22 protein-coding genes are annotated in these 19882 nt (G+C 68.6%); 13 read left to right on the plus strand and 9 right to left on the minus strand.

What is annotated here, in order from left to right; translation table 11 throughout:
- Window positions 1-18: 18 nt before the first annotated feature.
- A complete protein-coding gene (locus NI1_RS04720; RefSeq protein WP_067814306.1) occupies window positions 19-1929 on the minus strand; it encodes a hypothetical protein in 1911 nt (636 codons plus the stop codon).
- Window positions 1930-2162: 233 nt separating this feature from the next.
- Complete coding sequence (locus tag NI1_RS04725) at window positions 2163-3722, minus strand: FAD-dependent monooxygenase (RefSeq protein WP_067814308.1); 1560 nt, start codon at window positions 3720-3722, stop codon at window positions 2163-2165.
- Window positions 3723-3809: 87 nt separating this feature from the next.
- On the opposite strand from NI1_RS04725, the gene NI1_RS04730 reads away from it, so the two are divergent.
- A complete protein-coding gene (locus NI1_RS04730) occupies window positions 3810-4415 on the plus strand; it encodes a TetR/AcrR family transcriptional regulator (RefSeq protein WP_067814310.1) in 606 nt (201 codons plus the stop codon).
- A gap of 53 nt (window positions 4416-4468) precedes the next feature.
- Here the strand turns inward: NI1_RS04730 and NI1_RS04735 are convergent, their stop codons facing one another.
- The gene (locus NI1_RS04735; RefSeq protein WP_067814312.1) at window positions 4469-5434 is read right to left on the minus strand and encodes a quinone oxidoreductase family protein; all 966 of its coding nucleotides are present in this window, start codon (window positions 5432-5434) and stop codon (window positions 4469-4471) included.
- Window positions 5435-5514: 80 nt separating this feature from the next.
- Between NI1_RS04735 and NI1_RS04740 the strand changes: the two genes are divergently transcribed.
- Window positions 5515-5865, plus strand: a complete 351-nt coding sequence (locus NI1_RS04740; protein ID WP_067815372.1) for a hypothetical protein — start codon at window positions 5515-5517, stop codon at window positions 5863-5865.
- A gap of 43 nt (window positions 5866-5908) precedes the next feature.
- Window positions 5909-6619, plus strand: coding sequence for a GntR family transcriptional regulator (locus NI1_RS04745; protein ID WP_067814314.1), 711 nt, complete (start codon window positions 5909-5911; stop codon window positions 6617-6619).
- A 62-nt stretch (window positions 6620-6681) separates the two neighbouring features.
- Here NI1_RS04745 and NI1_RS04750 read toward each other — a convergent pair whose 3' ends face one another.
- Window positions 6682-7131 carry a PTS sugar transporter subunit IIA gene (locus NI1_RS04750; protein ID WP_067814316.1) on the minus strand — a complete coding sequence of 150 codons (450 nt, stop codon included), beginning with the start codon at window positions 7129-7131 and terminating at the stop codon, window positions 6682-6684.
- A gap of 8 nt (window positions 7132-7139) precedes the next feature.
- A complete protein-coding gene (locus tag NI1_RS04755) occupies window positions 7140-7370 on the minus strand; it encodes a PTS sugar transporter subunit IIB (RefSeq protein ID WP_067814317.1) in 231 nt (76 codons plus the stop codon).
- 111 nt (window positions 7371-7481) lie between these two features.
- Here NI1_RS04755 and NI1_RS04760 point away from each other — a divergent pair, with 111 nt between their 5' ends.
- From NI1_RS04760 to nagB, 5 genes are read left to right on the plus strand one after another with little or no spacing between them, the layout of a single operon-like run.
- Window positions 7482-8705, plus strand: coding sequence for a PTS transporter subunit EIIC (locus NI1_RS04760; protein ID WP_067814319.1), 1224 nt, complete (start codon window positions 7482-7484; stop codon window positions 8703-8705).
- Entirely contained in the window at window positions 8702-8965 is a 264-nt protein-coding gene (locus NI1_RS04765) for an HPr family phosphocarrier protein (RefSeq protein ID WP_067814321.1), read from the plus strand. The genes NI1_RS04760 and NI1_RS04765 overlap by 4 nt, the downstream gene beginning before the upstream one ends.
- Complete coding sequence (gene ptsP / locus NI1_RS04770) at window positions 8955-10610, plus strand: phosphoenolpyruvate--protein phosphotransferase (RefSeq protein WP_218026677.1); 1656 nt, start codon at window positions 8955-8957, stop codon at window positions 10608-10610. The genes NI1_RS04765 and ptsP overlap by 11 nt, the downstream gene beginning before the upstream one ends.
- The gene (locus NI1_RS04775; protein WP_245663066.1) at window positions 10607-11773 is read left to right on the plus strand and encodes an N-acetylglucosamine-6-phosphate deacetylase; all 1167 of its coding nucleotides are present in this window, start codon (window positions 10607-10609) and stop codon (window positions 11771-11773) included. Before ptsP ends, NI1_RS04775 begins: the two co-directional genes overlap by 4 nt.
- Window positions 11761-12543 carry a glucosamine-6-phosphate deaminase gene (gene nagB, locus NI1_RS04780; RefSeq protein ID WP_067814325.1) on the plus strand — a complete coding sequence of 261 codons (783 nt, stop codon included), beginning with the start codon at window positions 11761-11763 and terminating at the stop codon, window positions 12541-12543. Before NI1_RS04775 ends, nagB begins: the two co-directional genes overlap by 13 nt.
- Here the strand turns inward: nagB and NI1_RS04785 are convergent.
- Window positions 12537-13331 (minus strand): AraC family transcriptional regulator, encoded by a 795-nt coding sequence (locus NI1_RS04785; RefSeq protein ID WP_067814327.1) that lies wholly within the window; start codon window positions 13329-13331, stop codon window positions 12537-12539. The genes nagB and NI1_RS04785 overlap by 7 nt on opposite strands.
- A gap of 37 nt (window positions 13332-13368) precedes the next feature.
- On the opposite strand from NI1_RS04785, the gene NI1_RS04790 reads away from it, so the two are divergent.
- Complete coding sequence (locus NI1_RS04790) at window positions 13369-13737, plus strand: DUF4345 domain-containing protein (protein ID WP_067814329.1); 369 nt, start codon at window positions 13369-13371, stop codon at window positions 13735-13737.
- A 44-nt stretch (window positions 13738-13781) separates the two neighbouring features.
- Window positions 13782-14216: a T6SS immunity protein Tdi1 domain-containing protein gene (locus NI1_RS04795; RefSeq protein ID WP_169815538.1), complete on the plus strand. Its 435-nt coding sequence runs from the start codon at window positions 13782-13784 to the stop codon at window positions 14214-14216.
- A gap of 33 nt (window positions 14217-14249) precedes the next feature.
- Here the strand turns inward: NI1_RS04795 and NI1_RS04800 are convergent, their stop codons facing one another.
- Window positions 14250-15263: a helix-turn-helix domain-containing protein gene (locus NI1_RS04800; RefSeq protein WP_067814330.1), complete on the minus strand. Its 1014-nt coding sequence runs from the start codon at window positions 15261-15263 to the stop codon at window positions 14250-14252.
- Between the two features lie 218 nt (window positions 15264-15481).
- Between NI1_RS04800 and NI1_RS04805 the strand changes: the two genes are divergently transcribed.
- Window positions 15482-15796 carry a hypothetical protein gene (locus NI1_RS04805; protein WP_067814332.1) on the plus strand — a complete coding sequence of 105 codons (315 nt, stop codon included), beginning with the start codon at window positions 15482-15484 and terminating at the stop codon, window positions 15794-15796.
- Here NI1_RS04805 and NI1_RS04810 read toward each other — a convergent pair.
- Window positions 15782-16660 (minus strand): hypothetical protein, encoded by an 879-nt coding sequence (locus NI1_RS04810; RefSeq protein ID WP_067814334.1) that lies wholly within the window; start codon window positions 16658-16660, stop codon window positions 15782-15784. The two genes, NI1_RS04805 and NI1_RS04810, sit on opposite strands and share 15 nt — an antisense overlap.
- Before the next feature lie 229 nt (window positions 16661-16889).
- Between NI1_RS04810 and NI1_RS04815 the strand changes: the two genes are divergently transcribed.
- Both NI1_RS04815 and NI1_RS04820 read left to right on the plus strand, forming a co-directional pair.
- The gene (locus NI1_RS04815) at window positions 16890-17990 is read left to right on the plus strand and encodes an AI-2E family transporter (RefSeq protein WP_067814336.1); all 1101 of its coding nucleotides are present in this window, start codon (window positions 16890-16892) and stop codon (window positions 17988-17990) included.
- An 8-nt stretch (window positions 17991-17998) separates the two neighbouring features.
- Entirely contained in the window at window positions 17999-18874 is an 876-nt protein-coding gene (locus NI1_RS04820) for a class I SAM-dependent methyltransferase (protein ID WP_067815381.1), read from the plus strand.
- Between the two features lies 1 nt (window position 18875).
- On the opposite strand, the gene NI1_RS04825 is transcribed toward NI1_RS04820, so the two are convergent.
- Window positions 18876-19853, minus strand: a complete 978-nt coding sequence (locus NI1_RS04825; protein WP_439957225.1) for a COX15/CtaA family protein — start codon at window positions 19851-19853, stop codon at window positions 18876-18878.
- Window positions 19854-19882 lie beyond the last annotated feature (29 nt).

Below are 19882 nucleotides of genomic sequence, written 5' to 3' on the forward strand. Positions count from 1 at the left end.
TTCGTATTCGGGGCCGGCCTATCCGAACGGCGGACGGTTCGGCGGCGGGCAGCTCGGGTCCAGCGGGTAGCAGGCCGGGGCCATGGTGGTCTTCGGGATGGTCGGGTCGGGGGTCTTGGACGGGGTGGCCTTCTGAACCGTGGTCTGCCGGGTTGCCGGATGATGCTTTTCGTTGTCGTCGTCGGCGCCGGTGAGGCTGGTGCACATGACGGCGAGAAGCAGGATCAGGAAGATCAGCACGATGCCGCCGATGATGGGGAGATCGCGGCGGCGGCGCGAACGGCGCATATCGGCCGCGGCGGCGCGTTGGTCGCCTTGGTCGTGCCAGACCGGGAAGCCGGGGGCGGCGGGTTGGGCTTGGCCGGAATAGGCTGCGCGCGGGTCGGATCGGGTGACCTGGGGTTGTTGTTTGCGGCGGCCGAACAGGCCACGCGCGGGTTGTCCGCCCGGGCCGGATCCTTGGGTGCTGCTCGAACCGGCGCGCCCGGCGAACAGGCCGCCCAATCCCGCGAGACCGGCGGTGCGCCCGGCGCGCGGGGATGCCCCGGATCCGGGTGGGGCCACCGACCATCCGCTGGGACCGGGGCCGGTCGGTGCGGACCCGCCGCCGGACCAGTCGGCCGGGGGCTGGCCGGGGCCGCCCTGCGCAGCGGGCGGGAGATAGCCGCCCGCCTGCGAACCGGCCGGACCGGGGGAGCCCCCGGGTTGGCCTGACGAACCGGGGGCTCCGGTCTGACCCGGTGTGCCTGCCGAACCGGGACCGCCCTGACCGCCGGGCCGGCCCGAGGGGCCGCCGGCAGCTGCTGGACCGGACGTCGCGTACTCGCCGGAGCCGTGTCCGCCGGAAGCGCCGTGCTCGCCGGACGAGCCATGAGGGACCGGAGAACCCGGACCACCGGAAGTGCCGGAGCCACCGGAAGTGCCGGAGCCACTGGGATTGTCGGTGTCACTGGGATTGTCGGAGGATCCCGTGACCGCACGGTAGGCCGCCGCTGCGGCGGCTGCCGCGCCCGCGCCCGCCACCGCAGCGGCGGCGGTCCGGCCCTTCCCGGAACCGCCTGAACGCCCGCCGGATTGGCTGCCCGAGGGGTCGTCGCCGGGGCCTTCCGAGCTTCGCTGTCCAGTGCCTGATCGGGTACCGGTTCCGGCTGCGCCCTGCCGCGGATCGGACCGGCTCGCCCTCGGATCTCCCGCACCCGCGGCAGGAGCCGGGGGAGCGGGGGGCTGGACCGGGACCGACGGGACCACCACGGTCGGCGCGGCCGACATCGGCGGTGGGGCGGAGCGGGCGGATTCGGGGACCGGGAAGCCCTCGGAGACCAGATCGGAATAGGTTGCCGCGGCGGCGAATCCGAGTGCTCCGAGGGCTTGGCCGACCTGTCCGGCATCCCAGGACGGATCCGCGCCTTCGGCGATCTTGGTGAAGTAGGCGCGCAGCGAAGAGGGCCCGTCGCCGATCAACACGTCGATACCGGGCGGCATCGCGCCCTTCTCGAGCTTGACCCGGCTGCCGAGCTGGGGGAGCAGCAGCACCAGACCGCTGACCGGCACGTGTTCGCGGCCCGGCGCCGAACGCAATTGGCGTGCCAGTTCGACGGTTTGGCGCCGCACCCGTTCGAGCGGGTTGTCCTCGGCATCGACGGGTGCGGGGTTGCCGTCCACGCCATCGATCGGGGCGGGCTTGCCGTCCACGGTCCACGCTTCGTCCTCGGCGCAGGTCAGCGTGCCCGTCACCCGTTCCGCGAACCCGCGCACGCCGACCACCACGCAGGTCTGCGGCGTCCACACCACCACGTCGGCGCCCTGACATTGCAGGACCGCGATCCCGGGTACCGCGTGCGGCCCGCTCCACGATTTGAGCCAATTCATGACGGTCTGCTCGGTGCCCGACAGCCGCGACGGATCATCGTTGCGGACCTTCACCAACATTCCGAACCACCCTCTGACCAGATGCCTCTACCTGCCGGCCGCCCGGAACGGTCGCCGCAAAACACCTTACGGCGTCGCTATCCCAGGTTACGGCGAATCGTCTTGCGCGGCAGCAAGATCATTCTGCATGGTCGGGAGCGAAGTCGCGCCGTGGGAGCCCCGGTCGCTGGAAACCAGGTCCGTTGAGCGACCGGCCAGGATGGTTTCCAGGCTGTCGCGCAACCCTCCGGTGATCAGCGAACGAGCGCGCCGATATAACCGTCCGGGCGGATCAGCACCCGGGTGCCCGGGGCGGCGGCGTAGTCCCGGAAAGCGTGCCCTTCGGTATCGATCAAGCTGCCGGGGCCGCCCGGAGCGCCCGCACGCCGGACGTTGACGGTTCGGGTGGTGACAGCATCCGCGCCGGTCGCGGCCAGTGTTCGCCCCGGGGCGGCGGGGTCCCCGGTCGCGGGCACGCCGCCGGTCCTGCTGGTGGGTTCGGCGTCCGTATTACTTCCATCGCTCACGGGCTCGGTGTCCTCGAAAACGAGAAGCGTGGCGTGCGGTCCGCGGAGCAGATCGAAGAGGAATACCGATTCTCCGGCGGCATCGGTGAGCGGGGCGTCGGGGGCCCGGTCACCGGCCTGGACGGCGGACGGATCTCCGGACTCGGTGGGCGGCATCAGGTTTCGGTAGGTGAGATCGAGTTGCAGGGCGTGGTCGCGATTCATGGCGTCGGCGTCGCCGTTGACGGTCTTGTCGAGCAGGTCGGAGCTGAGGCCGAGCACCTGGGCGGCGATGGCGCGGCGTTCGGTCTCGTAGGTGTCGAGCAGCGCCTCGGTGGCCGGGCTCGGATCACGTAGTGCCGCTTCGAGTTTCCAGCCCAGGTTGTAGGCATCCTGGATGCCGGTGTTCAGTCCCTGGCCGCCGGTGGGCGGATGCACGTGGGCGGCATCGCCCGCGAGGAACACCCGCCCGTCCCGGAACCGCTGGGCCAGGCGGATATTCGGCCGCCACACGGTGGACCAGCTGAGCTCGGTGAGCACGATATCGGTGCGGTTCGACATCCGGTTCACGATCTGCTGAAGGTCGGCGAGTTCGGCCCCGGAGTCGGCGGTCAAGGGCGCGGCGAACTGGAACTTGCGCCCGCCCGGCAGCGGTGACATGGCGAAACCGTCCATGGGGGAGCCGGCTCCGGCGAACCAGTACCCGAATTCGTGATCGAGCGCGTCGGCCCGCACATCGCCCAGCAGCATGCGGATCGACTCGTCGGTGCTGCCCTCGAACGCGATGCCGAGGGCCTTGCGCACGGTGCTGCGCCCGCCGTCGGCCCCGACCAGGTACTGCGCGCGCACGGTCTCACGAGTGCCGCCGTGCTCCAGCACCGCCGTCACACCGTCGGCATCGGCGCTGAATTCGGCCAGGGCGGTGCCGGATTCGACGCTCACCCCGAATTCGGCCAGGCGGTCCCGCAGGATTCCCTCGGTGTCGGACTGCCCGAGCACCCACGGATTCGGGAACGGCACGTCCGGTGTCGGCTGCCGCCATTCGGTCATCCGCCGCTCCATCACGAACTCGCCGTCGATGTGCACCCGCATGGTCGCCTGCCCGCACCCGGCATCGAACACCCGGTCCAGCACCCCGAGGTCGTGGAACACCTCGAGCGTGCGCGGCTGGATGCCGTCCCCGCGTGATCCGTCGAAGAACTTCCCGGCCTTGTCCACGATCCGCACGGCGACGCCACGCCGGGCCAGATCGATGCCGAGGGTGAGGCCGGTGGGACCCGCGCCCACGATCAGTACCTGCACGTTCATCCTGACTCCCGATAATGAATCAATATTCAGTGAATGTGAATTCAGTATTGAGGGTGATAGCGTCCCGAGTCAAGAGGAGGTGGCGAGATGGCCGGCAAGCGGCAGGAGAAATCGGCGGAGACCGAGCAGGCGCTCAAGGACGCCGCGCGCAAGTTGTTCGCCGAACGCGGCTATCTGAACACCAAGATCACCGACATCACCGCCGCCGCCGGACGGGCCGCGGGCTCGTTCTACAACCACTTCGCGAGCAAGGAAGAACTGCTCCAGTCCCTGCTGAAAGACCTTGCGGTGGAAGGCGATGTGGCCTCCGAGCAGGCCGAGCACAACCCGGACTTCACCGATCCGGACGCGGTGCGCTATCACGTGGCGAGCTACTGGACCTTCGCCCGCAAGAACTGGGCGGTGCTGCGCGCCATGAACCAGGCCGCCCTGGTCAACGAGGAATTCGCGCGCATAGTGAGCGGATACGCCCACGAGCAGCGCCAGGATGTCGCCGACCACCTCGACGGCTTCGCCGCGGCGGGCCTGAAACTGCCCAGCACCGCCGACGCCAGCCTGGCCATGATGTTCCTGGCCGCCACCGGCCTGCTGCAAACCGTCGAGGACGGCGCGGTCGAACTGACGGACGAGCAGGCCATCGACGGGCTCACCCGCTTCATCTACCGCGGCCTCACCGGCCGCGATATCGCCTGAATCGGCCCTTCGCGGTCGACGGCGGGCGCACCCGCCGCTGACCGCCTCCGGGATCAGGGCAGCAGCACGACCGATCCGGTTGTCTTGCGGCCCTCCAGGTCCCGATGCGCCTGCTCGGCCTCGGCCAGCGGATAGGTCGCGCCGATGCGGATCTTCAAGCTGCCGTCGGCGATCGCGCCGAGGATATCGCCTGCCCGCCACAGCAATTCGGCCCGATCGCGGGTGTAGTGCACCAGGGTCGGCCGGGTCACGAACAGCGACCCGGCCGTGCTCAGCCGCTGGAGATCGAACGGCGGCACCGGGCCGCTGGCCCCGCCGAACAGGGCCAGCGTGCCGCGCACCCGCAGGGACGCCAGGCTGGCTTCGAAGGTGGACGCGCCGACCCCGTCGTAGACGGCCGCCACCCCCACGCCGCCGGTGAGTTCCCGGACGCGAGCGGCGATATCGTCCTCGTACCGCAGCACTTCCGCCGCGCCCGCCTCGCGGGAGAGCTTCTCCTTGTCATCGGTGGAGACCGTGGTGATCACCCGGATGCCGCGCGCCGAGAGCAACTGGGTCAGGATCAGCCCGACACCGCCCGCCCCCGCGTGCACCAGCACCGCCTCGCCCGGTGCCGGCTTGTAGATCGACTCGATCAGATAGTGCGCTGTCATCCCCTGCAACAGCGCCGAGGCGGCCACCTCCGCCGGCACCCCCTCCGGCACCGGAACAGCCACGGCCGCAGGCACGATCACCTGTTCGGCATACGACCCCGGCCCCGCCGCCCACGCCACCCGATCGCCCACCGCGAAGTCGGTGACGTCCGGCCCCACGGCCAGAATCACGCCGGTCCCCTCGGAGCCCGGAACATACGGCACCGCCTGCGGATATCGCCCCGTCCGGATATAGGTATCGATGAAGTTGATCCCGATCGCCTCGGTCCGCACCAGCAGCTGCCCCGGACCTGCTTGCAAGTCGGGAACCTCCACGTACCGCAGGACTTCGGGACCACCGTGCTCGGAAACCTGAATGGCGCGCATGTCCTTTTTCTACACCCGGGCCGATGTGACGTACCCGGCGGCTCATGGACTGTGTGCAACGCATGGGTAAACTCCTGGGCATGAGCGCTACCGCCGCCCCGGCACCCGAGAAGTTGTCGCCGTCCATCGTTGATTCGGTGAAGGGATTCATCGCGGATCATGGCGGTTCGGCTACCGCGGTATTGCAGCCCATCGGGCGGATCGGCGTGCGCGTCACCCTGGTCGGCGCGGATGGGGTTCTCGGCGATCGGGTGGTCGGGGATCTGGCCACCGCGAAGCTGCTGTGTGAGACCGTGGATGGGCTGACCGAGGCCGATGAGTGGAACCGGGAGCTGGTTTCCGCGGTCACTCCCGCCAAGGGGCATTGGGCGAAGATGGCCGGGTGGGTGGCCCGGCAGAAGCGATTCCCGAAGGCGCGCAACGAGAAGTGAGACTTCCCGCCGATCGCGGGGGCGACGCGCAGCCGGGGGTGACGTGGCCGGGCGTGTGACCAAGCAGGCGCAATTGCGTTCCGCGCTGACCGCCCTGTGCGCGACGCTGCGCCCCGGGGAGATGCTGCCCAGCGAGCGCCAGTTGTGCGACGACTATCGGGTCAGTCGGATGACGGTGCGAGAAGTGTTGGGGCAGTTGGAATCCGAGGGCGTGATTACCCGTATTCCGGGTAAGGGCACGTTCGTGGCCGAACGGGTGGCGCGTTCGCGGTTGCACATGGCCTCGTTCTCCGACGATATGCGGCGGCTGGGGCGGGTGCCGAGCACCGTGGTGCTGCACACCGATCACGCCGTGCCGCCGCCTTCCACGCAGACCGCATTGGGGCTGGGCGCGAACGAGAAGGCTGTCCATCTGGTGCGATTGCGGCTGGCCGACGGTCTGCCGATGTCTATCGACGATGGCTGGTACCGCGCGGACCTGCTGCCCGGACTGCTGGATCATGAACTGACGCAGTCGCTTTACGCGCTGTTCGCCGACGAATACGGCTGCCCGATCGATCGCGCCGAGCAGAGTGTGCGCGCGGTCGCCGCCGACGAGCGCAACGCGGGCTGGCTGGGCACCGAAACCGGTTCTCCGCTACTGGCTTTCGATCGCATCTCGTACTCGCGTGACCGGGCCGTGGAGCATGCGCAATCCTGGTATCGCGCCGACCGCTACCAGGTGTACATGACCGTCTCGGCCGATCAGGACTGAGCCCCGAACGAAACCGAGCCGCTGCCCGAATCAGGCAGCGGCTCGGTCGTTTTCGGGATCGCTCAGATCGAGTACAGCACGTCGCCGGTGACGACCGGGCCGGTCAGCGCGTGCTGCGCCGAGCCCGGCTGGGTATCCATCACCACGACCGGGACGGCGGCGCTCAGGCCCAGGCGGCGAACGGCGTTGGGGGAGAAGACGATCAGCGGATCGCCCGCGTTCACCCGCTCGCCCTCGGCGGCCTTCACCTCGAACAGGTCCGGCTTGCCGACGGTGTCGATGCCCACGTGCAGCAGCACCCCGGTGCCGGCGTCGGAGACGATGACCGCGGCGTGCGGGTGCAGCTTCACGATGCTGCCGCTGATCGGCGCGACCACCGTGGTTTGCTCATCGGTGTCCAGCGGCTCGATGGCCACCCCCGCGCCCACCATTTCGGCGGCGAAGACGGGGTCGGGAACCTCGGACAGCGGCATGGCGCGCCCGTCCAGGGGCGCGAGGATCTCGGTGCTCATGCTCCGGCTCAGAGCAGATCGTTGATGTCGTCGGCCAGGGCGTCGGCGGTCGGCCCGACCACGACCTGAACGGCGTTGCCCGCCTTGACGACGCCGTGCGCGCCCGCGGCCTTCAGACCCTTCTCGTCGATCTTGCCGGAATCCTTCACCTCGACCCGCAGCCGGGTGATGCACCCTTCGACCTCGACAATGTTGTCCGTGCCACCCAGGCCCGCGACGATCTGATCAACTTTCGACATCTTTCCTCCATGCGTGTCGAGTGGACAAAGCTGGTTATAACCAGTATAGATCTGGTTATAACCAGTCACCATACCGGTGCGTGACGCCATTCACAGACTGAGGGACCCGCTATGGCCGACGCCGCCCAGAGCGTACGTAAGAAGATCGATCTGTCCGGACTCCAGAAACTCGGCCGCAGCCTCATGCTGCCGATTGCCACGCTACCGGCTGCCGGCCTGTTGCTGCGGCTCGGACAGGACGACATGCTGGGCCGCTGGACGGCCATGAAGACCGTCGCCGACGTCCTCGCGGGCGCGGGCGGCGCGCTGCTGGACAATCTGCCGCTGCTGTTCGCGGTCGGCATCGCCATCGGCTGGGCCAAGAAGGCCGACGGCTCCACCGCACTGGCCGCGGTCGTCGGCTACCTCGCGTTCAACGGCGTCACCAAGGCCATGTCGCCGATCGTGCTGGAGGGCAAGACCGACACCAAAGGCGCTCAGCTGCTGGTGAATTTCGGTGTCCTGGGCGGCATCGTGATGGGCCTGACGAGCGCCATTCTGTGGCAGCGCTATCACCGCACGCAGTTGCCGGACTACCTGGGCTTCTTCTCCGGCCGCCGCCTGGTACCGATCCTGACCGCCTGCGCGGCCGTGGTCATCGGTGTGGCGATGTCGTTCATCTACCCGCCGTTCAACTCCGGCCTGACCTGGCTGGGCAATACGGTCGCCGACAACGCGGTCGCGGGCGGCGGCATCTTCGGATTCGCCAACCGGATGCTGATCCCGCTCGGGCTGCACCATATTCTGAATTCCGTGGTCTGGTTCATCATCGGTGACTACGACGGCAAGCACGGCGATATCGCGCGCTTCCTGGCCGGTGACCCCACCGCCGGCACCTTCATGACCGGCTTCTTCCCGATCATGATGTTCGGTTTGCCGGCCGCCGCGCTCGCCATCTGGCGGCATGCGCGCCCCGAGCAGAAGAAGATCGTCGGCGGCATCATGCTCTCCACCGGTCTGACCGCCTTCGTCACCGGCATCACCGAGCCGCTCGAGTTCTCGTTCATCTTCGTGGCCTGGCCGCTGCTGCTCATCCACGCCCTCTTCACCGGTTCGGCGCTGGCGCTGACCAATGCGCTCGGCATCCACGACGGATTCACCTTCTCGGCGGGCGCCATCGACTACCTGCTGAACTTCGGTAAGGCCCAGCATCCGCTCTGGTTGATCCCGATCGGTCTCGGCTACGCCGCCCTGTATTACTTCACCTTCAGTTTCATCATCAAGCGCTGGAATCTGCCGACGCCCGGTCGTGAACCGGAAGCCGACGAGCTGGACAAGGAGAATGTCGCCCAATGATCACCCGTACCGCCGTCGTGGCTTCCAAGACCGGACTGCACGCCCGCCCCGCCGCCCTCTTCGCCAAGGCCGCCGCCGAATCGCCCGTGCCCGTGACCATTTCGGTCGACGGCAAGCCGGGTGTGACCGCCGGTAGCCTGTTGCAGGTGATGACTCTGGGCGTCAAGCAGGGCGATACCGTCACCCTCTCGGCCGAGGACGGGGCCGATGCGGCGCTGGACAAGCTGGTCGAGCTGCTGGAGACCGATCTTGACGGCTGAGGTACGGGGCGTCGCCGCCGCTCCGGGGCTGGCCGTCGGGCCGGTGAAATGGCTGGCGGCAGCGCCGGTCACCAGCCCGGACGACCCGCCCGGGGCGGATGCCGACGCCGAGATCGCCCGGGCCGAAAAGGCTTTCGAGACGGTCGCGGGGCGATACTCCGCGCTGGCGCTCGACGCCACCGGTCCGGCCGCCGACATCCTGTTCATGACCTCGGCGCTGGCCGCCGATCCGGCGCTGCTGGATCAGGTGCGGGCGGGTATCCGCGGCGGCGCACCCACCGCGCACGCGGTCACCGAAGCGGTTTCGCACTTCGCCGAACAGCTTTCGGCCCTGGGCGGATTGATGGCCGAACGCGCCACCGATCTGCGCGATGTCGGGCAGCGGGTAGTGGCGGAGCTGCTCGGTGTCGCCCCGCCCGGAATCCCGTACAGCGACACGCCTTTCGTGCTCGCGGCCCAGGATCTCGCGCCCGCCGACACCGCCACGCTGGATCCGGAGAAGGTGGTCGGGCTGCTGACCATCGCGGGCGGGCCGACCTCGCATACCGCGATTCTGGCCAAGGCCCTGGGCATTCCGGCCGTGGTGGCCTGCCCGGGTGCGGCCGAGATCGCCGAAGGCGCCGAGGTGGTCCTGGACGGTACCGCGGGCACGGTCGACATCGCCCCCGATGCCGCGCGCAAGGCGGCGGTGGCAGCCGAACGCGCCCGCCGGACCGACGCCCCGACCGGGCCCGGCCGCACCGCCGATGGGCACGCGGTACCGCTGCTGGCCAATGTCGGCAGCGCCGCCGACGCCCAGCTGGCCGTCGAACTCGGCGCGGAGGGCGTGGGCCTGTTCCGCACCGAATTCCTGTTCCTGGACCGGAAATCCGCGCCCACCGTGGCAGAACAGACGGCGCAGTACAGCGAGATCTTCCGGATCCTGGGCGATCGCCCGGTCACGGTGCGCACCCTGGACGCCGGATCCGATAAACCGCTGCCGTTCCTGAACCTCCCCGCGGAGGAGAACCCCGCGCTGGGTGTGCGCGGGCTGCGGTTGAGCAGTGTCGATGAGGGGACGCTGCTCGACCAGCTCACCGCGATCGAGCTGGCGCGCGCGAGTACCGGGGCCGTCGTGCAGGTGATGGCTCCGATGGTCGGCACGGCCGAGGAGGCGAATTACTTCGTCGCCAAGGCGCGCGCGGCCGGGCTCGGCGCCTGCGGGATCATGGTCGAAATCCCGGCCGCCGCAATCCGTGCCGGGCGACTGGGCGCGGAGGTGGACTTCTTCTCCATCGGCACCAACGACCTGTCGCAGTATCTGTTCGGCGCGGACCGGATGTCGTCTTCGCTGGCGGCGCTGCACAATCCGTGGCAGCCCGCGCTGGCGGCGACCATCGCCGCGGTGGTGACGGGCGCGCGCACACACGGCGTGAAGGTCGGGGTGTGCGGCGAATCGGCGTCGAATCCCGAATTCGCCTGTGTGCTGGTCGGGCTCGGAGTCGAGACATTGTCGATGGCGCCGAGGTCACTGGCCGGGGTGCGAGCCCAGCTGGCCGGGGTGAGCCTGGATCAGTGCCGGGCCGCCGCCGAGGCGGTGCTGACGGCCAGGACCGCCGAGGATGCCATGACGGCGGCCCGGAAAGCGCTGGGGCGAGATAGTTGACGATCACACTGCGCGGCCGGGTCGTCACCCTCACCGAGGCGGGCGAACTCGCCGACGGTGTGGTGGCGTTCGACGGACCGCGAATCGACTATGCCGGGCCCGCAACGGGATTCGGCGGTGAACTGCCTGAACTGCCGGACGAACCGCCGATCATCCTGCCGGGGCTGATCGACGTGCACTGCCACGGTGGCGGCGGATACGGGTTCCCCGAAACCGATGCCGCCGGGGTGGAGGCGGCCGCGAGATTCCATCGCGGCCGCGGGACCACCACGCTGGTGGCGTCGCTCGTCTCGGCCACCGAGTCCGAATTGCGGGAGCGCATCGACGTATTGGGCAAGTCCGTCGATGCCGGGCTGCTGGCGGGCATTCACCTCGAAGGGCCGTTCATCAGCGAACACCGGCGGGGCGCGCACGACCCCGACCGGATCGTGCCGGGCGACCCGGAGATGCTGGAGCGGCTGCTCGACCATGCGGGCGGACGGATCGTGGCGGTCACGGTCGCGCCGGAGACCGAACGCTTCGACGCGCTCGCCGATGTGCTGGCAGACGCGAATGTGGTGTTGTCCCTGGGGCATACGGTCGCCGGCTACGAGCGGTCGGTGCATGCCATGCGCCGCGGGTGGCGGGTGTCGATCACCCATCTGTTCAATGCCATGCCCGAGCTGGCGCATCGGGACGCCAACTTCCTGACCGCAGCCATGGCCGCGGCCGGACGCGGGGATGTGGTGGCCGAAGTGATCGGGGACGGGGTGCATCTGTCGGATGGGACCGTGCGCATGGTGTTCGACACCATCGGCGCGGACAATCTGGCGTTGATCACCGATGCCATGGCCGCGGCCGGATGCCCCGACGGGCGCTATCACCTGGGCAGCCTGGATGTCGTCGTGCAAGACGGTGTCTCGCGGGTGTACGAACCCGACGGCGAAGGCGCCATCGCGGGCGGCACCGCCACGGCCGCGGATGTGCTGCGCCGCACCGTGTTCCACGCCGGAGTCGATCTCACCTCCGCCGCCACCGCCGCCTGCGCCACCCCGGCCCGCCTGCTCGGCATGGCCGACAGTATCGGCGCCCTGCACCCCGGCATGCGCGCCGACGTGCTCGTCACCGACCATCGACTGAACCCATTGACCGTGTACAAGGACGGATCCCCATGGAACTCGTGATCACCGACAATGCCGCCGAAGCCGGCGTGCTGGCCGGCCGCATCATGGCCGACCATGTGCGCCGCGGCGCCCGCGCCATCGGCCTGGCCACCGGCTCCTCGCCCCTGGGCGCGTACCGGGAACTCATCCGCCGGCACCGCGAAGACGGCCTGAGCTTCCACAATGTGAAGGCGTTCCTGCTGGACGAGTACATCGGCCTGCCGCCCGGTCATCCGCAGTCCTACCGCCAGTTCATTCGTGACGAGTTCACCTCGCACGTCGACTTCCAGGACTGGAACGTGCATTGCCCGGACGGCCAGGCGGACGACATCCCGGCCGCCGCCGCACGATACGAGACCATGATCGCCGAGGACGGCCCGATCTCGGTGCAGATCCTCGGCATCGGAGCCAACGGGCATCTCGGTTTCAACGAGCCGGGATCGTCGCTGCGCTCACGCACCCGCGTCAAAACCCTCACCCCGAAGACCCGGGAAGACAACGCCCGGTTCTTCGAGGACGACCTGAGCCAGGTGCCCACCCACGTGCTCACCCAGGGCCTCGGAACCATCAGCGACGCAGACCATCTCGTCATGATCGCGACCGGCGCCGGCAAGGCCGAAGCGGTGGCCGCCGCCGTCGAAGGCCCGGTCTCGGCGTTCTGCCCGGCATCGATGCTGCAAATGCACCCGCACGTCACCGTGGTCGTCGACCCGGAAGCGGCGGCGAATCTGAAGGCCGCGGACTACTACCGGTTCGCAGTGGCGAACAAGCCCGCCTGGCAGAGCTACTGATCGCGCGAAACACGCAGTCGCACACCGGTTCCGAGTAGTTTGCCGGCCGACAGGCCGAACGTCGTCCGGAACCGGTGTGCCAGATGCGAGGGGGTGGCGAAACCGGATTCGATTGCGGCCGTGGTCAGATCGCATCCGGTGTCCAGCAGCGCGGCGGCGTGCAGGAGTCGGATCCAGACGCGGTAGCGCCGCAGGCTGGTACCCAATTCTCGGCGGAACAGGTGCAGGAATCGCGACTCCGACAGATACAGCCGGGCGGCCAATTCCCCGGCCCCGACGGACCCCGCCGGATCGGCCCGAATCCATTGCGCGGCTTCGGCTATCCGCGGATCGACGGCCCCGGCCGAACCCGGCGCGGCCCGCTCCAGCCAATCACAGGCGAGGTCGTCTCCGCCCTCGCCCGGTTCGGTGGCGAGCAGTCGCGCGCCGAGCCTGATCAACTCCGCTTCCTCGCCGTGCCCGGAGCCGATCGTGTCGCGCCATTGCATCCGGTTCCGGCCCGCCGCGGCGCGGTCCGAAGCCGGATCCAGATAACAGAAGATCATCCGGCCATCCGCGACCAGCTGATGAGTCGTGCGCGGCGGGATCAACGCGCTGCGCGCCACCAGCGGCGCACCGTCCCCGACCCGCACCGTGAACGGCCCGTCCACGCCCACCGCCAAGCACCACACCGATCCGGAATGCGGTGCGAGATCCAGGGCGGCCCCCGCATACAGCGCCTGCCCCGCCCACAACCACACCGTCGGACAGCAGGTTCGTGACAGCGCACCCAGCCCACCAACCGCCATGCTGATCTCCTCTACCTGATCGAATAGGAGGCTACCCATGGTGACCGTCATCGCCGCCGTCATCGCCGCATTCTTCCTCGTGATGGGCTGCGCGGCCCTGATCAGGCCCACCGAGATCCTGCGCCCCTTCGGGATTCGCGTGGATACCGCCGCCGCCCGCTCCGAGGTCCGCGCCGTCTACGGCGGCTTCGGTGTCGCGATGGCCGCCATTCTCGTGGTGGCCGCGGTGCAGGGCGGCGACCTGCGCACCGGCATCACGCTCACCGTGGCCGCCGCCCTGGCCGGCATGGCCGTGGGCCGCCTGGTCTCGGCCCTACTGGACCGGCGCACCGCCTTCTACCCGGTCTGGTTCTACTTCCTGGTGGAAGCCGTGGCCGCCGCGGCCCTCTTCACCTTCCACGGCTGAAGCCGACCCCGGCGTCGACCACCCGGTCTGGTTGGATGGACCCGGTGACCAGCGTCCCCTTCCATCTGATCGCCCCGCTCCGCATCGACCGCGTCATGCCCGCCTGGGCCGAGCACTACCCGCAATACGACACCGTCGTCGGCTACACCGACCTGGGCCACGCCTTCCTCATGAGCACCCGCACCGGCGAATACGCCCTCCTGGACCCCTACTCCCCAGGCGTCAAGCCCTACGGCCCCTTCCCCGACCTCAACGCCTTCGTGGACCGAGTGTTGTTCGACCCCAACGTCATCACCTACGTCCTCCAGCCCCCGCACGTGGCCGCCATCCGCCGCCTGCTCGGCCCCCTGAACGAGGGCGAGGTCTACATCGCCACCCCCTACCCCTTCCTCGGCGGCTCCGAAGCCCCCGAGTCCTACATCAAGGGCGGCATCTGGTCCTTCTTCGACCTGGTGGCACAGGCACAAACCTTCGAATAGCCGCCATCAGGTCCCGTGGGGATCGTTCGCCGCTCACGCTAGGCGATTCCAGGCGTCTTGCAGGGCGGTGCGGAAATGGGTGCGGCAGTCGGCGTCGTCGAGGTCTTCGTATCGGTCGAGTGGGGGATCGGCGAGCAAGGGGTTGACGACGAAGGCCGAGCGGGTGCCTTTGAGGCGGTAGAGCTGTTGGAAGCGGCGTTCGGCGAAGACGACGTCGTGGGGGAGGCCCGAAATGCGGCTGGCGACACGGGTTTCGGGTTCGGAGTCGTATTCGCCGACGACCACGAAGCGGCGGTCGACCAGGAGCAGGCCGGTCGCGGTGGCGGCGTGGTCGCGTTTCACGACGACGTTCTCCACGCCCGCCCGGGTCAATCGCCAGAGTTTGTCCTCATAAGGCCAGATGTCCGAGATGCGGTCCACCACATACACTCTGCGCAGATCCACGCGGTCCGGGCCGGTGCGGGCGGCGATGCGCAGCAGGGCGTCGTGGTAGTCGTCGCCGGCGTCGCCGCTGATGGAGTTGAGGGATGCGGTGTGGATCATGCGGACCGAGCGGGTGGCGTGTTCGACCACGGTGCCCATATCGCGGACGGTGCTCCATTCCCATACCGTCGCGGTGCGTGAAGGTACTTGGGCGAGAACGTCTTCGGCTCGGTCCAGCTGACGCAGCGCGATCTCGCGCAAGGGTTGCGCGTCGTCGGTGCGCGCGGCGTCGATGAGCCGCTCCACCAGGCGGAGCGCTCGCTCGACCGCGGCCGCATCCTCGCCGAGCAGCACATTGAATCGCATTCGGAGCTGGTCGCGCCGGTGATCGATCGACCGGACCGCGCCGGGATGACCATTGGCCGGCAAAGCGGTACCCAATGCCAGGCTGAGCTTTTCGCGCAGCGACAGTTGCGGGAGCCGGGAACCGTTCTCGATCTGCTGAATGAGGCTGCGCGAACACCCGGCCTTCGCGGCCAGCACCGCCTGGGTGAATCCGCGTTCCTTGCGCAGTCTGCGGACCAGCTCGCCGACCGGTTCGTCCAGTCGATCAGCTCGCGTCATCCCACCCCTCCCGCCCGTGCCCAGGGTGTGCCATTCGAGCGTAGTTCGTATCACGTTATGCCACCAGACATCCCATGATCCTGGCCGATGCGAGCGGGTGATCGAAATGCGCAAGCAAATGGCCGGGGCCACGCGCAATTCGATTGCTAGCCGCCGAACCGGCTCGTACCGTCGAATTGAGTCACCAATTGCGGAGGGGGAAGACTATGACACTCCAAATGACCGACGATCTGATAATCAGCGACCGCACTCCGGAATTCGCTGTCCGTATTCCAGCCGACGATATCTGGATGCTCACCTGGCTGCTCGGCCACGCCCTCACGCGCGAACAGGCGATCAGCGCGATGACCCTCGACGAAACCCTCAGCGACCCGGCCATCGCCGCCGGCGACCTGGCCCTGGAACTGGCTGCCATGCACGCCGAGGTGCTCGGGCTCGACCTGCGCGAGGCCGTTCTCCGGCTTTCGGTCAGAATGCTGGAGCGCGAACACCGGAGCGGGCGAATACCGCTGTCGATTTCACGAGGGTCGTGAATCGATTTGCGTGCCGGTCGCACTCGGGCCACGTAGAAACGCTCCGACCCGAGTTTCGTCCAGGGCGAGCGCTTTAACGATCGTCGCCCCGGCCACGATGGCGATCGACACCACGAACAACCAGCTGACCAAGGTGAAGGCGATGCCGAGCGGTCCGAAGTGCTGCTGGGCCGATACCGTGGTGCGCGGCAGCACTATTCGGCCGGCGGTTTGAATCGCCGTCAGGGCCGCACCGGTAAGCATGCCCGTCGTGGTCAGCACGCGCGGGCTCAGCGCGCCCTTGGTGAGCAGCTGCGGCACCCACGCCCAGGTCGCCGACCAGAGCACGAATTCGGCCGCCAGGGTCAGCGGGCCACCGGCGTAAGCGAGCCGCTCGAGGTACCGCGTCTGCCCGACCAGCGCCACCGCCACCGCGATGACCAGCAGGGACGCCATCCACCGCCAGGCGTCGCGCGCACCGAGCGCGGGCACCTCCACCCAGATCGCGGTGTACATGCGGACCAACCCGCGAGCGAAGGCGGTCCCGCTGATCAGCACCATCAGCAAGCCCACCACACCGAACGCGGTGAGCGCCGAATCCGTTTGCGCGGCAGTGGAATCCGGTTCCAGCGTGACGCTCTCGACCCCGAACTTGGTGTTGATGGCATCCAGCGCGGTGTGCCAGCCGCTGAAGGTGGAGGCAGCCATGATCACCGGCAGCATCGAGGTGAAGATGAGCGAGGCCAGCGCCAGCGAGCGATCCACCAGCTGAATCCGCACCATATCGCCGACGATGCGCAACAGGGTGCGGCCGCCGGGTGTGCCCCGCAGCAGCCCGTGCGCGTGTGCGGTGCGGACGGCGACCGCTTCGCGAGCGAGAGCCATCGACAGTTTCGATGGGCGCGCGGGCCTCACCTGGAACCCGCTGAGAGCGGCATGGGAACCCCTTCGCGCGACGCCGATTCGCTTCGAAATTACTGGACACCTACCGGCCGGGCATAGCGAAGGCTCATGCGTGTCGTCACTCGAAGTAACAGCCTCGGGGGAAGAATTGCCGACAATGCGCTGAAATCCGATCCCGCGCCCGCCGGGCCGTCATCCCGAGGAGTCGTCAATGACCGCCAACGGTGCTCCGGCATCCGGAACCACCCGCGAATCGTGGTCGATTCCACGCGGATTGATCGTGCTGCTGGCCACGGCCGCCGCGGTGGTGGCGATCGCCGGGATCAAAGGGTTCGCGGGCATTATCGGCCCGGTCTTCCTGGCCCTCATGCTCACCGTCGCGGTGCAGCCCATCCAGAGCTGGGCGCAACGGCGCGGCTGGCCCGCCTGGCTCGGTATGGCGCTCGCGCTGGTCGGCGTCTACCTGCTGTTGATCGGCCTGGTCGGCGCGCTGGTCGTCTCGGTCGCCCAGCTGGCCACCGAATTGCCCGGCTACGCGCCGCAATTGGACGATCTGCTGGACGGCCTGCGATCGGCCTTGCGTTCGTTCGGCGTCGACGGCGAGCAAATCCACAATATGCTCGGCAATTTGAATATGGGCAAGCTGGTTGATCTGCTCAGCTCGCTGCTCAGCGGATTGACGGGTGTGCTGTCCAACCTCTTCTTCGTGGTCGCCCTGCTGATGTTCATGGTCTTCGACGGCATGACCATGGGCCGCCGCGTGCAGGTGGTGTCGCGGCTGCGACCCGATATCGCTTACGCCCTGGGCGCGTTCGCCACCGGCACCCGCCGATATCTGCTCGTATCCACCGTTTTCGGGTTGATCGTCGCGGTGATCGACGGCGGCCTGCTGTGGTTGCTGGGCGTGCCGCTGCCACTGTTGTGGGCGCTGCTCTCGTTCATCACCAATTACATTCCGAATATCGGCTTCCTGATCGGTCTGGCCCCACCGGCGCTGCTGGCCTTGCTGGAAGGCGGTCCGCGGCTGATGATCTGGGTGATCGTGCTCTACAGCGTGATCAACTTCGTGATCCAGTCGGTGATCCAGCCCAAGTTCGTCGGCGACGCGGTGGGCCTGGGCATCACCGTCACCTTCCTGGCCCTGGTGTTCTGGTCGTGGGTGCTCGGCGCGCTGGGCGCGCTGCTGGCCATTCCGCTGACGCTGCTCGCCAGAGCGCTGCTGCTGGATATCGATCCGGCTACCCGATGGGTGAACGTGCTGATCAGCGAGCGTCCGGAGGAACCGGGCGAGTCCGGCGGGGCGGCACGATAATGGCGGGCATGGCCGAATACAAGGCGAGTCGGACAGCGGTTTTGGTGTGTCAGGGGCGGGCCGTGGCGGACGGGCGGCGGGCGGTGGGGCGGTTCGCGGATCCGGTGGCGCTCCAGCTGCTCGACGCGGCCGAGCGGGTACCGGTCGAGCAGGTGCGGGCGGGCGCTCGCCCGCGCGGGTTCGGGGAGAGCATGGAATGGGAGTTGCTCAGCTCCACGGCGGATGTGATGGCGGCGCGCACGGTCGCCATCGATGACGCGATTCGGGCAGCCGCCAATCCGCAATTGGTGATTCTGGGCGCGGGCTTGGACGCACGCGCCTGGCGCATGACCGAATTGGCGGGCAGCGAGGTGTTCGAGGTGGATCAGCCCGCCTCGCAGCAGGACAAGCGGCGGCGGCTCGGGGAGCTGAAGCCGGCGGCGGCCTCGGTGCGATTCGTCGCGGTCGACTTCGCGCGCGATTCATTGAGCGATCTGCTGGAAGCCTCCGGCCACGACTCGAACCGGCCGACCACCTGGGTGTGGGAGGGCGTGGTGCCCTATCTGACGCCCGAGCAGGTGGCGGCGACCGTGGAATTGGTGGCGCGTCGATGTGCCCCGGGCAGCCGGTTCGTCATCACCTATTCGACGCCGTCGCGGGCGGCCTCGTTCGGGCGGAAAGCCTTGCAGGCGTTACTGAAACTGGCCCGGCGCACCGATCCGCTGGAGCACGAACCGCAGCGGTCGACGTGGCGGCCCGAGCAGTGGCGGGATCTGCTGGGCGACCACGGCTTCGTGATCACCGACGATCAGGACCTGCTGTCGGTGGCCGAACTGCTCGGAATGACCGTGCGCCGGGCGGACTTTCTCCGCCTCGGGCACTACGTCGTCGCCGACCGGAACTGACTCAGGCGGCCTGGCCGACCGGCTTCGACAGCACGTCGGCGGGCACCGGTTCGCGGGTGCGCATGGCTGCCCACAGCGCCGCGGTCGCCGCGACACACGCCGCCGCACCACCCACATGGATGGCGACCAAGGCCGCGGGCACATCGGTGAAGTACTGGATGATGCCGACCATCGCCTGACCGCACACCAGCGCGATCACCACGATCAGGCGGGTGCGAATGGTCTTCGACATGCCCACGGCGGCAAGCCCGAACGCCAAGCCGACCAGCAGCGATAGGTAGGCGACGAGCAGTTCGGCGTGCAGGTGCACGAGCGGGACGATCTCGACTTCCAAGCGCTGCACCGGCTTTTCGAGGCTCTTGTCACCGGCGTGCGGACCCGCGCCGGTGACCAGGGTGCCCGCGATCAGCGTCGCGGACATGGCGACACCGGTGAGCACGGTCAGGATGCGCAACGGTTTCGGCGCCTGCGTGGTTTCGACCCCGTCGTCCGGATCGCCGGTCTTGCTCCAGAGCACCGCGGCCAGCCAGACCATCAGCATCGAGGCGAGCAGGTGGATGGCGACCGTCCACCACAGCAGACCCGACAGCACGGTCATGCCGCCGATGATCGCCTGAAGCACGGTGCCGCCGGGCATCAGCCACGCGTAGATCCGGACCTCGCGCCGGCGCCGCGCCCGCGTCACCGCGATCACCACCGCGGCGGCCGCGAGGGTGACCAGGAACGTCAGCATGCGATTGCTGAACTCGACCGCCTGATGGATCGCGGGCACCTCCGCCACCGCCGTCGGCGTGAAGCTGCCGGGGAAGCACTGCGGCCAGGTCGGGCAGCCGAGACCGGACGCGGTGACGCGAACGATGGCTCCGGTCACCGAGATTCCGGCCTGGGTCAGCACGACCAGAAGAGCGAGGAGTCGCTGTACCCGGAGCGAGGGCATCGGGAACAGGTCTGCGAATCGCTGGAAGGCGCGAGTTAGCACGCAGACGATGGTAGCGGGATGGCATTTCG

It is taken from the genome of Nocardia inohanensis NBRC 100128 (assembly GCF_001612945.1).
GTDB lineage: Bacteria > Actinomycetota > Actinomycetes > Mycobacteriales > Mycobacteriaceae > Nocardia > Nocardia inohanensis.